Here is a 13,518-nt window from a genome sequence, read left to right as displayed (position 1 = left end):
CGGTCACCGGCTACCCTGGACCTGTCACCGGGGCCGCCGAAACGCGCCTCCGCCACCGCTTCCAGGGGGCTGTCCCACATGCTCAGGGCGCTGTTGTACATCCTGCCGCTGGCGCTGACGATCTACGCCTTCATCGACTGCCTGAACACCCCGGAGGAAGAGACCAAGCACCTGCCGAAGGTGGTCTGGGTCATCATCATCCTGCTGTTCTGGATCGTCGGGCCGATCGTCTGGTTCTTCGCGGGCAAGGCGCGGCGCCCGGCCTCGGCGCGGGGCCGCGCGGGCGGCTGGGTGGCCCCCGACGACAACCCCGAGTTCCTGAAGTCCCTGAAGCAGCAGGACGGCCCGGACGACGAGGCCGTCCTCAAGGACTGGGAGGCGGACCTCCGCCGCCGCGAGGAAGAGCTGAAGAAGCGCGAGAGCGGCGAGGACACCGACAAGTGATGGAGCTCAGGCTCCTCGTCACCTTCGAGAAGGTCGCCGACGTCCTCTCCTTCACCCGGGCGGCCGCCGACCTCGGCTACGCCCAGTCCAGCGTCACCGGACAGATCCGCTCCCTGGAGACCTCCCTGGGAGTCGACCTCTTCGAGCGGCTGGGCTCCCGGATCCGCCTCACCGAGGCCGGGGAACGCCTCCTCCCCTACGCCCGCCGGATGACCGAGCTGGCCGAGGAGGCCCGGGCGGCCGTCGCGAGCGCGGGGGACCCCGAGGGGACGATCGCCGTCGGCACGATGGAGTCGCTCACCTCCTACCGGCTGCCGCCGCTCCTGGAGTACTTCCACCACCGCTACCCGAAGGTCCGGCTCACCCTGCGCCCGACGCTCGGCGACGCGACCCGGCAGGCGCTGCGCCAGGGCACGTACGACGTGGGCTTCCTGATGGAGCCGGACACGGAGCACGAGGGCCTGGAGACGGAGGTCCTCGCACCCGAGCCGCTGGTCCTGGTCGCCGGCCCGGGCCACCCCCTGTCGGGGCGTACGGGGCTGACGAGCGCGGACCTGGCGGCGGCGCACCTCGTGGGCACCGAACCGGGCTGCCCGTACCGCGACCTCTTCGAGGCGGAGCTGCGGGAGTGGGCGCCGCCCTTCATGGAGTTCGGCACGATCGAGGCGACGAAGCGGGGCGTGACCTCGGGCCTGGGCGTGGCCCTGCTCCCCCGCGTGGCGGTCGCGGAGGAGCTGGCCTCGGGCACCCTCGTCGCCCTGGACTGGGAAGCCCCCTTCACGCTCTTCACGCAGCTCGCGTGGCGACGGGGGAAGCGGCTTCCGGCGCACGTCCGGCTGTTCGTGGAGCAGGCGCGGCGCCTCGTGTCCGAGCAGAGCCGGCCAGCGTGACCCTGAGGCTGGCGAGCACGATGAGTGGGACGCCGAGCGCCTGGACGAGCCCGATGTGGTGCCCGTACACCGCCCAGTCGACGCCCATGGCGACGGCGGGGTAGGTGAAAGCGAGGACGGCGATCTTGGCGGTCGGCAGCTTGGCGTAGGCGGCGTACATGAGCACGTACATCAGCCCGGTGTGGATCAGCCCGAGCCCGACCAGCCACGCCCACCCGGCACCGAGGCCCGCCGTGGCGGACAGGTCGACGAAGGGCAGCAGCAGCGGCAGTCCGACGAGGACCTGGACGAGCGCGACGAGGTGCGGCCGGATGCCGGTGATCCGCTTGGTGACGAAGACCGAGAGGGCGTAGAGGACGGCGGCGGCGAGCGCGAAGCCGAGCCCCTTCAGGGACGCGGTGTCGCCGGGCCGCACCCCGGACACGAGCACGAGCCCGACGAAGGCGACGGCGAGCCACCCCAGCTTCCCGCCCGGGATCCGCTCCTTCGCGAAGACCGCCCCGAGCAGCACGAGGAAGAACGGCTGCGTGTGGTAGACGACGGTGGCGAGGGAGATCGAGGTCGCCTCGTAGGCCTCGAAGAGAAACACCCAGTTGAAGACGATGAACACGCCACCGAGAGCGGCGAGCCCCAGCTTCTTCGCGGTGAACCCGTGCCCGGTGAAGAACCCCCGGGCCAGGCTGTACGCCCCGAGCGCGGCGGCCCCGAAGAGGCACCGGAAGAACACCACCTCGAAGGGCGACGCCCCGGACTCGACGACGAAGACGCCGAGCGTGCCGGAGAGCACCATGGCGAGGGTGAGTTCGACGGTTCCCCTGGTCTCGTTTCTCATGGGGACGACGCTACGAGCGCCCCGGGAGCGGGTCCACGAGCCAGTGGACCGTCCTCCCGATGGGACCGATCGGCGGGGCCGATGAGGCCGTCCGGAATACCCCAGGAACAAGGAAAGTTGGCCACGACACACGACACACGGCACCGAGGCACCCACACCACCGGAGCAGACATGACCCTCGACACGGCACGCGGCGACGCGGACGGCCCGGACCTCCGGGACCGCTCGTTCCTCTTCGTCCTCGGCAGCTCGCGCTCCGACGGCAACACCGAGATCCTCGCCCGCGCCGCCGCCGCGCAACTGCCCTCCTCCGTCCCGCAGCGCTGGCTGGACCTGAACGACCTGCCGCTGCCCGACTTCCAGGACGGCCGGCACGAGACCGCGGAGTGGCCGGCCGGAGAGACCGAGGAACTGCTGCGCCGGGCGACGGTGGAGGCCACCGACATCGTCATAGCCTCGCCCCTGTACTGGTACACCCTCTCCGCACAGACCAAGCGCTACCTCGACTACTGGTCGGGCTGGCTGAACGTCCCCGCGTCGGACTTCAAGGAGCGGATGGCGGGCGGGACGCTGTGGGGCGTGACGGCCATGTCGGACGACGACCACGCGGTCGCGGACGGCCTGGTGACCGCGCTGAACCATTCGGCGGCCTACCTGCGGATGCGCTTCGGCGGCGTACTGACCGGAACCGCCTCCCGACCCGGCCGGGTCCGCGCCGACGAGCAGGCGATGCTCCGCGCCAAGACCTTCTTCCGGAACGAGACCCCGCTCGCCCGTTTCCGCTGAGGGTCGTCACGCAACAGGGCCCGGACCGCACGCAGCGGTCCGGGCCCTGAGACGGCGATGCGTCAGCTCTCAGCGGCTCCGTCGCCCGCCTGCCCGGCACCCTCGGCCACGCCGGTCTTCTCACGCATCTTGCGCACCAGCTCCGCCTTCTTGTCCGCCGCACTCTGCCGGTCGAGATTGCGGTGCGGCCCGTTGTTCTGCCGCTCGGCGCGGGACTGCCTCTTACGCTGGCCGCCGCCCTGGCCCACGGGGTTGTTGATGTTCTTGCTGTCGGTCACGGGTTCTCCCGGTCATGAGGTGAAGTGATCTACGGATTCAGCGGTGGGGAAATGGGCGTCGACGTCGAAGACGCCGGCAGAGGCCCATCCCGCTCTCACTCGTGAATCGACGCCTGGAAGAACATGCCAAAGACGTTACCCGCTTCCGCGGACCCCGCACGCCAACCGTTTCCTCTGCGGCCCCGGGGCTACCCGGCGGCAGGCAGGGACTCCCGCAGGGCGTTCGCGGTGACGGCCGGGTCGTAGCCGGCGGGGACGCCCTCGACCAGGACGATGTCGGCGGGCATGTGCCGGTACCTCAGCGGCGCGATCTCCTGGTACGCCGGCGAGTCCCACCAGGCCCGCGCCTCGGCGATCCCGGGGAACCCGATCATCACGACCGCACCGGGCCAGTCGCCCTCCTTCACCTCGTGCGCCGTCCCGTGCACGAGGAAGCGGCCGCCGTACGGCGCGAAGGTGGCGGGGATGCGCTCGATGTACTCGACGACGTCGGCGTGCGGGGCCTCGGTGTTCAGCTTCGCGATGGCGTAGGCGGTCATGGTGCCGGTGTCCTTCCGATCGGCCGGGCTGGGTACGGAAACGATCGTGACACCGGCCCGCACCGGAGGTCGATGACGTCCCAGGTAATGGCCGGCTACTCCGGTGCCACCGGAAGCGCCGCCGCCTCCTTCCACACGGCCGGCTGCGCATCGTCCACGGGCTTCATCTCGCCCTGGTACATCAGCCAGTAGCCGTCGGCGTCCTGCCCCTGGGTCGCGAACACGTACGTCTCGCCGTCCACCAGCCGCTGGGCAGGCTCCTTGTCCGAGGCGAAGGGGACGAGCACCGTGCCCCGCACGTTCCCTCGCAGCACCGAGACCACGTCGACCCGGTAGATGTCCGTCGTCCAGTCGTCGATGTCCCGCTGCTCCTCGAATGCCTTCACGCGTCCGGTGAAGACGTTCTCGGAGTGCGGCGCCGTACCCGCCGGTGTGTAGGCGTCGTACCCCCGCAGCACCTCACCCGCCGCGACCTGCGCCTCCAGCTGCTGGTAGCCGAACCAGCCGCCCACCACCAACGCTCCGGCGACCACCGCGCCCGCGGCGAGCCCCACCGCCTTCCCCCTCACGTCCACGCCTGCCTACCGAGGCGCCATCGGCAGCGCGACCGCTTCCTTCCACGCGGCCAGCTGCCGCTCGTCCAAGGGCTTCATCTCGCCCTGGTACAGCTGCGCGTGACCGTCCTTCACGGTGTCTGCCCAGGCGTGGGTGGCGAAGAGGTATGTGCTGCCTTCCTCCAGCCGGCCGGCGGTGCCCTCGTCCAGGCCGTACGTCACCCGGACCGTCCCGCGCACGGTCCCCCGCAGCACGGAGGCGACCTCGACCCGGTAGACGTCCTGCGTCCACCCCTCGATCTCGCGCTGCTCCTCGAAAGCCGCCACGCGCCCGGCGAACACGTTCTCGGTGTGCGGCGCGGTGGCCGCCGGGCTGGTGGCGTCGTAGCCCCGCAGGACCTCTCCGGACCCGAGCGGCTCCTCCAGATACCGGTACCCGAACCAGCCGCCCGCGACCAACACCCCGGCAGCCACCGCGCCTGCCAGAAGAGCCGTCCTCTTCCTGTTCATGCTCATGATCGTCCCCAGAGTGCGTGATACGCCGTGATGTCGTGCGAGGTCGGCCCGTTGATCCGCTTGCCCTCGATGAGGCCGTAGTCCGCCCACATCACCGAGTGGTGCGTCCCGTACCCGTAGGCCTTGTGGCAGAAGCCGAGCGCGTGCCCGAGCTCATGGGCGGCGACCCGCCTGCGGTGCTCGGCCTTGCCGTACCGCTTCCCGTCGTCCAGGTAGGCCCGGTTGAGCGTCAGGTGATCCGTCCCGTGCCGCGCGGCCCACTTGCCGTAGACATCGGTCCACTGGCCGGTGACGCTGTTGGCGTCCCGCCACTCCAGGTCGGCGTACGACGTCGCGCCGTCGGGCTTGACCGTCACCTGCTTGAGCGTGCCCGCCGTCCAGACCTTGATCGCGTGCTTGCGCGCGTCGTCGAACTTCGACTCGTCGTCCCACGCGATCTCACGGCCGTCCACGGACGACCGCCCACGCGAGTCGACCTCGCCGCCCTCGCACCGGTGCGGGGCCGCGGCCGAAGCCGCGTGGACGGGCACGGGGACCGCTAACAGGAGGACGGCCGCCGAAGCGGCCGCCAGAGCCAGGTCGTCCATCCTCATAGTCACCGGACGATAGCGCTCCGTCACACCTCCGGGTGCTCACCCGGCCCCGCCAAGGGCCCCACACCCGCCGAGCCGCCCGCCACGCGCCCCCTGACCGCCCCCGCGCGCCGGTTCACTCCCCCGGGAGGCCCTGAGGTCAGCAGACGGCGCCCGGCGCCGTCGCCACGGCCCTCAGCAGGTCCCGCACCAGATCGAGATCGACGTCCTCCGGCTTACGGAAGCGCAGACAGCCCTTGCCCATGTCCCGGCCGGCCAGCCGCTCCTCGAACGCCTCCCGGACGTCGCTCCGCATGAGGTAGAAGGAGATGTACTGCTTCTGGCTCGCGAAGGCGATCTCGGCGGCGCCCTCGCGCATGTACGTGGGCATGCCGTACGCCATGACCTCGTCGAACCCCTTGAGCTCGGCCCGGCACAACCGCCGCAACCCGGCCAGCGCGTCCCTGCGCCCCTCCGGCACCTCGGCCAGATACGCGTCGACGTCCACCGCACTGCTCTGCACCATGCGGCGAGCCTATTCCAGCCGGTTGAGCGCCGCCGGATGGCAGAGACACCCGCACACGAGGTATCGGACTCCCTGTACGCCGCTGTCGCGCGGTTCGTGGTCCCCGCAGCGGTCGTGGCGGCCGACGATGCAGCGGGGCGACCGGAACTCCGGCTCGGGCGGGGACGCGAGGGCACGGGCCAGCAGGGACACGGTCACCGCGTCGACAATCTCCGGTGTCACCCACCAGCCGTCGCCCGCCCGGTCGCGGTGCGGACCGTCGTGCCCCACGGCGAGCACGCAGACGGAGCCGCCCCACACCGGCCGCACCGCCTCGGCGACGTCGCACACGGACCGCCGTGCGCCGCAGCGGCTCATCGGGCGCTCCCGGCGTGGATGTTGCGCTGGTCGACGTCCACCCCGACCGTCGCCAGCCACAACGCACGCCGCCGCCTGCGCTGCTCCGCCCGCAGGTAGGGCCGTTCCAGCGGCGACCGGGAGCCGTCGAGGAGCTGCGTCTGCTCCTGGGCGTAGGGAGACCGCCGGGCGGACGCACGATGCCGGGGTGCGCGCGCCGATGCCGCGGGGCGGGGCCGGTGGCGGCCGGTGGGCGGGAGGGTGAGCATGAGCAGCCCGAGCAGTACGGGGATCAGCGCCCTGCCCAGTAGGCGCGCGATAGGGTTCCGCACGTCATCAACTCCGTTGGTAGTTGGTGGCCATGCCCCGGGAGGTCTAGCCACCTCGCCGGGGTCTTCGCTTGCCCGAGGAACCTAGCGCTTCCTCACAGCCCTCTGTAGACAAGTAGAGAGAGATCCATCCGATCGTGTAGATGCACATCGCTCTAGGTTGGACACATGAGCGATAACTCCGCGCCGACCGGCCCCCTGGACCCCCAGAGCGCCACCCCGCTCTACGTCCAGCTGGCCGAGATCATCGCCAAGCAGATCGCCTCCGGCGCTCTCGCTCCCGACCGCCCCATCCCCTCCGAGAACCGCTTGGCCGAGGAGTACGGCGTAGCCCGGCTCACCGCGCGGCGCGCCACTCAGGAGCTCCGGGATCGCGGGCTCGTGATCACCGTGCGCGGCAAGGGCTCCTACGTCACCCCCACCAGCGGCGGCTGAGGGCGCGCGCCTCAGACGTACGTCACCTGGAGGACGTATCCGCATTCGTGGCGCGGGACCAGAAGGAATACGAACATCCCGCCGGGTACGCGCACGTGTTCGCTCCTCGGGTTGTCCCCCTGGAACGAGGAGCCGTCGAGGTAGAGGGCTTCCGCGGCTCTGACCAGCTCATCGGCGCTCTTCTCCACTTCGGCGACGAAGGCCGGCGGCGCTCCCCCGATCACGTACTCCTCGTCGGGGTCGTACTCCCACCTCCAGCTCACCCGCCTACCGCCTTGTGCGCGGCACGGATGATGTCCCCGGCCGTTCGTACGTACCGGCGGCTCTCCTCCGGGTCCTCGGAGATCCGGGCCAGGTATTCGGCGCGGCGCAGTTCGCGCGCGGTGTCGGGGAACCGCTCGATCTCGATGACGGCGGCCCACTGGATCAGGAACATGCGCAGGGGCGTGATGCCGCTCTGCTCTATGGCCTCCGTCACGGCGGCGCGCTGGCTGGCGTCCATCTCCGGCAGCCGCTCGGGAGCGACGACCGCGAGGGCTGCCCGCAGAGCGGAGGGAGTCTGCTCGGGGCGCGGGATGAGCTCTCCGGTGTGGTCAGGCTGTGTCGTCACCATGTCCTCCAAGGGGTGCCCCGGTCAGCGTATCCAGCCGCAGCGTGACGCTCGCGCCGACCGCGCGACGCGATGCGCGGAGCCGAGCAGGCGTGATGCCTCCCGACCGGCGGGGAAGGGTTCCCGCATGGACCAGGAACTGGCACGGCAATGGCTGACCACCGCCCTCGACGAAGCCCGGGCCGGGCTCGGCGAAGGCGGGATCCCCATCGGGGCCGCGCTCTACGGGGCCGACGGGGTGCTCCTCGGGCGGGGGCACAATCGGCGGGTGCAGGACGGGGACCCCTCCCTGCACGCCGAGACCGCCGCCTTCCGGGCCGCCGGGCGGCAGCGCTCGTACCGGGGGACGACGATGGTGACCACCCTGTCCCCGTGCTGGTACTGCTCCGGTCTCGTCCGGCAGTTCGGGATCTCGCGGGTCGTCGTCGGCGAGGCGGAGACCTTCCACGGCGGGCACGACTGGCTGGCGGCGCACGGCGTCGAGGTGGTCGTGCTCGACGATCCCGCGTGCACGGCCCTCATGCGGGACTTCATCGCCGCGTACCCCGCCCTCTGGCACGAGGACATCGGGGAAGAGGCTTAGGGCCTCTCACGAAAGCCTCGGCCACCTTGCCGTGCGACCACCGCTCAACCTTCCGGGCCGTAGCGAAGTCTGAAGGGGAAACGCAGGCCGAGGAAAGAAGGATTCGATGGACGAGATCCTGATGACGGCATTGAAGTGGGCCGCTCGCGGCGTGGGACTCGCACTCGACTACATCAACCTGCGCGCGGGGATCGAGCAGTTCCGACGCGACGCGCGAAGGAACGGACGCTAGATCCCACCCTCGACCGCGTGCCGCTGCTCGCGGTCGCCCTTGCCGCACTTCGGTGCCGGCCCGCCGCGCGAACCGCGCTTCCGCCGGTCGCGGACCGCGTCCCTCCGGCGGTCCGGAGGGGCAGTCGGGGCGCCCCGGGCGGAGGGACACCCGCCCCGCCGAGAGCGAACATCCTTGGATTCAGGGCAAGTTGGGTGAAAGCTGAGGTCCCGCGTCCCGGATTCCGGAGGTCGTCCGCATGAGCACCGATCCCGCACAGCACCCCACCACCCTGTACGAGGCCGTCGGCGGCGCCGACGCGCTGCGGCGGCTCTCCGAGAGGTTCTACGAGGCGGTCCTCGCCGACCCCCTCCTCGCACCCGTCTTCGCCGACTTCACCGCCACCCACGTGGAGCACGTGGCCGTGTGGCTCGCGGAGGTCTTCTCGGGGCCGGCCGGCTTCACGGCCGAGCACGGCGGGCACCAGGCCCTGCTCCGCGCCCACCTCGGGCTCGGCATCACCGAGGAACAGCGGCTGCGCTGGATGGAGTTGATGACGGCGGCCGTGGAGAAGGAGCTGCCGGACGACGACCTGCTGCGCCGCCGGGTCGTGGAGTACTTCGACTGGGGCACGAAGATCGCGAAGGACGTCTCGGCCTCGGCCCCGGGCACCGACCTCGGCGACCCCGGCCCCACCCCGCGCTGGGGCTGGGACGGCCTCGCCTGATGCGCCCGCCCCGGTGAGAACCCGCACTCCACCGGGCACATCCTTGGCGGGAGCACCCTGAAGCGCGGCCCGCACGGCAACCTCGCAAAGGCTGGCGTGTTCCCAACACCCTGTCGATATCCTGGACTTGAGATGTGACGGGGCGCATCTCGTGGGGTAGCAGGGGGAAGCAGGGGGGTGGCGGGTGGACAGGGAGCTCTACGGCCGCGAGGCGGTCCTGCACGACAGCGGTCTCGTCGCACGGCTCAGCGGGCTCACCCGGCACGGTGCCACGCGGGTCGCGTACGAGCACGGCGACGATCCGCCGGTCACGGTGTTCACGGGCGGGCGCGGCATGGGGAAGACCGCCCTGCTCAAGGAGGTCCGCAACCGGTACAGGGGCTACACACCGCTGGCCCTGCTCGACTGCGCGCACGTCGAGCCGCCCGCCGACCACGGCCCCGGCTGGAGCCAGGTCACCGGGGCGCTCACCGAGCTCGCCGTACAGCTGTCGCCGAAGGTGCTCGCCGCGAAGCCCGTGCAGTTCCCGCGGCTCTCGCTCGGGCTCGTCGCCGTCGCCTCGCTCGGCTGGTCCCAGGAGGACGACGAGCGGGCCAGGAACGACCTCCTCCGGCTCGGACCTCTGCTCGCGACCGTCGACGCGACGAAGGGCGCCGCCGGGAACTGGGTCGCCAAGGTCCTCTCCAAGCTGGCCGCCAACTTCGCGGAGGCCACCGCCCCGATGGCCGGGGTGCTCGCCGAGGCGACCGTGGAGACCGTCCTCGAAGAGGTCTTCGGCCGCTTCCAGCGCGCCTCCGAGAACTGGTACGGCAGCTATCGCAACGCCGGCGGCCGGGGCAAGGCCGGCCTCCGCCAGCTCGCGATCGACTTCGAGCAGGGCGGCCGGCGCCGCCGCGAGGCCGAGGACTTCCTCGTCGGCGCCCTCACCGAGGACCTGCTCCACGCCTATACGGGCCTCCGGCGCGGCACCCGGATCGGCAGACCGCTGCTCCTCCTCGACAACGCCCACGAGGAGCTCGGCCGGCAGCTCGTCGAACCGATCCTGCGCGCCCGCGCCGACGGCCGCCGCGACCGCGTCGTCGTCCTCGCCGCCTCCCGGGTGCGCGAGCACGAGGGGCTGCGGCACGCCACCCGGACCCGGCTGCCGGAGACCGCGCACCGCGCGCCCTGTCCGCGCGGGACGAGCGTCGGCTCCGGCATCCTCGCCGTCGAGCTCACCCCGCTCTCCCCCGCCCAGACCCGCACCGCCTTCGACCGCCAGGACCCGGCCGGCCGCACGCCCGCCGAACTGTCCCGCGCCGTGCACCGGTTGACCGGCGGACGGCCGCTCGGCGTGGCGCTCCTCGGCCGGGCCGCCGGCGAGGCCCCCGCGGAGCTCAGGGCCGGCCTCACGCCGGGCGGGCTCCTCGACCTGACGGTGGAGCTGCGCGAGGACGCCCCGCCGGTGCCCGTCGCCCCCACCCTCCTCGCCGAGCTGCTGCCGGTGCGCCGCCCCGGCCCGTACGCGGTGCTCGCCGCCGCCCACGACGAGGAGTCCGCGCGGATGCTCGCCCACGCCCGGCTCCAGGGCGAGTCCCTGGACGGGGACGTGGCGCTGCGCGTCCGCGACACGCTCCGCTCCGAGGACTGGCAGGAGGGTCCGCGCCACTTCGTCGCCGACCCCCTCCTGCGCACCCTGCTCCTGCACCGGCTCCGCTTCGAGGACGACGACGACCCGCGGTACGCGGCCTGGCGCGCGGTCCACGAGACCCTGCACCGGCACTACGGCCCCGAGCCGGGCCCGTACCGGCTGCACCACGACCTCGCGCTCGGCCGCACCGAGGAGGCCGTCACCCACCTGCGGGCCACCTTCCCCGAGCAGGACGTCCTCGGCTGGCTCGGGCGGCTGCGGTTCGTCGCCGCCGCCCCGTACCCGCGCGAGCGGAACCGGCCGGGGCCCGACCCGCGCCGGGCCATCGCCCTGGGGCAGGCCCCGTCCGGCGACCTGCCCGCCGGGCTCGACGCGGACGGCACCGAACTCCACCTTTCCGTACGGCGGTTGCTGCACGCCGTATGGCTGCTCACCGATCCGCTCGCACTGCCCGACGACGACGTGGCCGACCGGCTCGCGCACGAGCTGCGCAGGCTCTCCGGCCGCCATCTGACGGGCAGCGGTTCGCTCTGGGACGCGGCCACCCACTGGCCGCGCGACATCCGCGCCTGGCGGGAGCTCTCGCTGCCGCCGGGCCGCGAGGACGGAGTCTGACGCCATGCCCGACCGTCTGACCGACCGGCTGCGCCGCCGCGTCCGCACGCCCCGCCAGAAACTCGTCACCGGCCTGCTCGGGACCGTCCTCGTCGTCGGCCTCGGCGGATACGGGATCGCCCGGCTCACCACCCCGGAGGACCGTTCCTGCGCCGCCGGCGTCGAACGCCCGGAGGGCAGCTCCGAGTGCGTCGGCGTCAACGGCGACGGCCACGCCTTCGGCATACCCGAGCTCGCCGAGGTCGCCGGGGCCATCGGCAGCGAGAACGCCACGCTCAAGCCCGGCGAGTACGCGACCGTCGCCCTGCTCCTGCCCCTGACCTCCCCCGACGGAGGCATGCGGACCAAGGTCCTCCACGAGGTCCAGGGCGCCTACGCCTACCAGTACCGCGCCAACCACGAGTCCAACAGCCAGACCCCGAAGATCCGGCTCGTCCTCGCCAACACCGGCCGGGGCAACGCCCACTGGAAGGCCACCGCCCAGCAGCTCTCCTCGATGACCGGCGCGCCCGACCGCCTGCGGGTCGTCTCCGGCGTCGCCACCTCCTCGACCGAGATGCGGGAGGCGGTGACCGCGCTCACCGGAGCCGGGATCGCCGTCGTCGGCACCACCATCACCGCCGACGACATCGCCAACGGCCCCGGCGCCGGGAAGAACCGCTACCCCGGCCTCGCCCGCGTCTCCCCCACCAACAGCGACGAGGCCAAGGCCCTCGCCCACTTCGGCCGGGTCGACGCAGCCAAGGCGCTCCTCGTCCAGGACACCCGCAGCGGCGACCACTACACGGACACCCTCAAGTCCGCCTTCGCCGCCTCCCTCAAGGGCGCGCCCTACGAGCCGCAGCTCTTCACCTCGCCGCCCGACCCGACCGACGAGGGCACCACCGCCAACACCTTCCGCCAGATCACCCACCTGATCTGCGACACCCGCGCCGAGACGGTCTTCTTCGCGGGCCGCCACACCCAGCTCCGCCAGTTCATCAACGCGCTGGGGTCGCGCGGCTGCACCGACCGCGCCTTCACGATCCTGACCGGCGACGAGGGCTCGTACCTGGGCGCCGACAAGAAGCTCGACCGGGACGCGCTCAGGACGAAGCTGACCGTCCGCTACGCCTCGCTCGCCCACCCCGACGCGTGGAAGCCGGCGCCGGGGCGGCCCGTCCCGGCGACGGGCGGTTCGGTGGTCGCGTACTCGACCTTCGAGACGGACATCGCCCGCGCCTCGAAGAAGCCGGTGGCGCTCGCGGACGGGCAGGCCATCGTCGCGTACGACGCGATGGCGACGGCGGTCCACGCGATCCGCCAGGCCACCCCGCGCGACGCCCAGTACCCGGAGCTCTCGGACGTGGTCACGCAGTGGCCGCAGGTGAAGGGCTCGCTGCGGGTGCAGGGCGCGAGCGGCTGGATCTGCCTCGACAACTACGGCAACCCGTACAACAAGGCGGTCCCGATAGTGGAGCTGGCCCCGGACGGCTCGCAGCGCTTCGTCCAGATCGCCTGGCCGGAGAAGAACCCCCCGAGCACGTCCTGCCTGCCGCCGAAACGGGGCTGACGAGGACCGTCCGTCACGGCACCCACTTCGGCCAGGGCGCCTCGTCGCGTTCATAGAGCGCCCGCAGTTCGCGCCAGCGCTCGGGCGACCACGCGGCCCAGTCCGTCCGGCGGCCGTCCAACGCGGCGGAGAGCCGCTCGAAGTGGTCGTGCCACCCCGCCAGGCAGTCCAGGCGGTACTCCCGCGTCCCCCGGAACTCGTTGGTGAAACGCAGCACGGTCGACCCGCCGCCGCCGGACCCCGGCTCCAGATGGAACCGGATCCGGCCGTGCGGCGGATCGACCGTGTACTCGGCGACGTATTCGGGGTCCCAGGCGGTCACCGACCCCGAGACCTCCGTCTCGCTGTTGAGCCAGCGGAGCGTGACCCGGCCGCCGAGCCGGGGCTCCAGCGGATCCGCCGCGCACAGCCAGCCCGGCAGGCCCTCGGCAGTGGCGACGGCTCCCCAGACCTCCGCGGGCGGATGCGGGAGCTCCATCACGTACCGCAGCAGATGCGTGTCGCCGTCGTGGGTCTCGCACCTGCCCCGGGGTATCTCGCTCATACCTCAAGC

General features: G+C 72.1%; 21 protein-coding genes. 9 read left to right on the top strand and 12 right to left on the bottom strand.

Annotation, left to right across the window (positions count from 1 at the left end):
- The first annotated feature begins 78 nt into the window (after positions 1-78).
- Positions 79-444 carry a PLD nuclease N-terminal domain-containing protein gene (locus tag SGA01_RS20230; protein WP_141297855.1) on the top strand — a complete coding sequence of 122 codons (366 nt, stop codon included), beginning with the start codon at positions 79-81 and terminating at the stop codon, positions 442-444.
- Positions 444-1,334, top strand: coding sequence for a LysR family transcriptional regulator (locus SGA01_RS20225; protein WP_141297854.1), 891 nt, complete (start codon positions 444-446; stop codon positions 1,332-1,334). Before SGA01_RS20230 ends, SGA01_RS20225 begins: the two co-directional genes overlap by 1 nt.
- On the opposite strand, the gene SGA01_RS20220 is transcribed toward SGA01_RS20225, so the two are convergent.
- Complete coding sequence (locus SGA01_RS20220; RefSeq protein WP_141297853.1) at positions 1,231-2,166, bottom strand: DMT family transporter; 936 nt, start codon at positions 2,164-2,166, stop codon at positions 1,231-1,233. The two genes, SGA01_RS20225 and SGA01_RS20220, sit on opposite strands and share 104 nt — an antisense overlap.
- Before the next feature lie 171 nt (positions 2,167-2,337).
- Here SGA01_RS20220 and SGA01_RS20215 point away from each other — a divergent pair, with 171 nt between their 5' ends.
- On the top strand, positions 2,338-2,952 hold the full coding sequence (locus tag SGA01_RS20215) for a flavodoxin family protein (protein WP_141297852.1): 615 nt from the start codon (positions 2,338-2,340) through the stop codon (positions 2,950-2,952).
- Positions 2,953-3,014: 62 nt separating this feature from the next.
- Here the strand turns inward: SGA01_RS20215 and SGA01_RS20210 are convergent, their stop codons facing one another.
- The 8 genes from SGA01_RS20210 to SGA01_RS20175 form a co-directional block, all read right to left on the bottom strand.
- Complete coding sequence (locus SGA01_RS20210) at positions 3,015-3,230, bottom strand: DUF6243 family protein (RefSeq protein WP_141297851.1); 216 nt, start codon at positions 3,228-3,230, stop codon at positions 3,015-3,017.
- Positions 3,231-3,418: 188 nt separating this feature from the next.
- Entirely contained in the window at positions 3,419-3,769 is a 351-nt protein-coding gene (locus SGA01_RS20205; protein ID WP_141297850.1) for a DUF1330 domain-containing protein, read from the bottom strand.
- A 95-nt stretch (positions 3,770-3,864) separates the two neighbouring features.
- A complete protein-coding gene (locus tag SGA01_RS20200; protein WP_141297849.1) occupies positions 3,865-4,338 on the bottom strand; it encodes a hypothetical protein in 474 nt (157 codons plus the stop codon).
- 12 nt (positions 4,339-4,350) lie between these two features.
- On the bottom strand, positions 4,351-4,833 hold the full coding sequence (locus tag SGA01_RS20195; RefSeq protein WP_141297848.1) for a hypothetical protein: 483 nt from the start codon (positions 4,831-4,833) through the stop codon (positions 4,351-4,353).
- Between the two features lie 2 nt (positions 4,834-4,835).
- Positions 4,836-5,432 carry a zinc metalloprotease gene (locus tag SGA01_RS20190; protein ID WP_167534140.1) on the bottom strand — a complete coding sequence of 199 codons (597 nt, stop codon included), beginning with the start codon at positions 5,430-5,432 and terminating at the stop codon, positions 4,836-4,838.
- Positions 5,433-5,571: 139 nt separating this feature from the next.
- Positions 5,572-5,937: an iron chaperone gene (locus tag SGA01_RS20185; protein ID WP_141297846.1), complete on the bottom strand. Its 366-nt coding sequence runs from the start codon at positions 5,935-5,937 to the stop codon at positions 5,572-5,574.
- Between the two features lie 9 nt (positions 5,938-5,946).
- On the bottom strand, positions 5,947-6,294 hold the full coding sequence (locus tag SGA01_RS20180) for a hypothetical protein (protein ID WP_141297845.1): 348 nt from the start codon (positions 6,292-6,294) through the stop codon (positions 5,947-5,949).
- Positions 6,291-6,605 carry a hypothetical protein gene (locus tag SGA01_RS20175; protein WP_141297844.1) on the bottom strand — a complete coding sequence of 105 codons (315 nt, stop codon included), beginning with the start codon at positions 6,603-6,605 and terminating at the stop codon, positions 6,291-6,293. Before SGA01_RS20175 ends, SGA01_RS20180 begins: the two co-directional genes overlap by 4 nt.
- 165 nt (positions 6,606-6,770) lie before the next feature.
- Between SGA01_RS20175 and SGA01_RS20170 the strand changes: the two genes are divergently transcribed.
- Positions 6,771-7,037, top strand: coding sequence for a GntR family transcriptional regulator (locus tag SGA01_RS20170; RefSeq protein WP_141297843.1), 267 nt, complete (start codon positions 6,771-6,773; stop codon positions 7,035-7,037).
- Positions 7,038-7,048: 11 nt separating this feature from the next.
- Here SGA01_RS20170 and SGA01_RS20165 read toward each other — a convergent pair whose 3' ends face one another.
- Both SGA01_RS20165 and SGA01_RS20160 read right to left on the bottom strand, forming a co-directional pair.
- Complete coding sequence (locus SGA01_RS20165) at positions 7,049-7,300, bottom strand: hypothetical protein (protein ID WP_141297842.1); 252 nt, start codon at positions 7,298-7,300, stop codon at positions 7,049-7,051.
- Entirely contained in the window at positions 7,297-7,650 is a 354-nt protein-coding gene (locus SGA01_RS20160; RefSeq protein WP_141297841.1) for a hypothetical protein, read from the bottom strand. Before SGA01_RS20160 ends, SGA01_RS20165 begins: the two co-directional genes overlap by 4 nt.
- 124 nt (positions 7,651-7,774) lie before the next feature.
- On the opposite strand from SGA01_RS20160, the gene SGA01_RS20155 reads away from it, so the two are divergent.
- The 5 genes from SGA01_RS20155 (at position 7,775) to SGA01_RS20140 (ending at position 12,965) form a co-directional block, all read left to right on the top strand.
- On the top strand, positions 7,775-8,230 hold the full coding sequence (locus SGA01_RS20155) for a nucleoside deaminase (RefSeq protein ID WP_141297840.1): 456 nt from the start codon (positions 7,775-7,777) through the stop codon (positions 8,228-8,230).
- Positions 8,231-8,336: 106 nt separating this feature from the next.
- Positions 8,337-8,462 (top strand): hypothetical protein, encoded by a 126-nt coding sequence (locus SGA01_RS42150; RefSeq protein WP_255325226.1) that lies wholly within the window; start codon positions 8,337-8,339, stop codon positions 8,460-8,462.
- Positions 8,463-8,700: 238 nt separating this feature from the next.
- Positions 8,701-9,168, top strand: coding sequence for a group II truncated hemoglobin (locus SGA01_RS20150; RefSeq protein ID WP_141297839.1), 468 nt, complete (start codon positions 8,701-8,703; stop codon positions 9,166-9,168).
- 184 nt (positions 9,169-9,352) lie between these two features.
- On the top strand, positions 9,353-11,413 hold the full coding sequence (locus tag SGA01_RS20145) for a hypothetical protein (RefSeq protein WP_141297838.1): 2,061 nt from the start codon (positions 9,353-9,355) through the stop codon (positions 11,411-11,413).
- A 4-nt stretch (positions 11,414-11,417) separates the two neighbouring features.
- The gene (locus SGA01_RS20140) at positions 11,418-12,965 is read left to right on the top strand and encodes a type 1 periplasmic-binding domain-containing protein (RefSeq protein WP_229918159.1); all 1,548 of its coding nucleotides are present in this window, start codon (positions 11,418-11,420) and stop codon (positions 12,963-12,965) included.
- Positions 12,966-12,978: 13 nt separating this feature from the next.
- On the opposite strand, the gene SGA01_RS20135 is transcribed toward SGA01_RS20140, so the two are convergent.
- Complete coding sequence (locus SGA01_RS20135) at positions 12,979-13,509, bottom strand: SRPBCC domain-containing protein (RefSeq protein WP_141297837.1); 531 nt, start codon at positions 13,507-13,509, stop codon at positions 12,979-12,981.
- Between the last annotated feature and the right edge of the window lie 9 nt (positions 13,510-13,518).

Origin of the sequence: Streptomyces gardneri (assembly GCF_006539185.1) — a bacterium.
Lineage (GTDB): Bacteria > Actinomycetota > Actinomycetes > Streptomycetales > Streptomycetaceae > Streptomyces > Streptomyces gardneri.
Note: the sequence above shows the minus strand (reverse complement) of the source record. Positions and strands in the feature narration are given on the sequence as shown.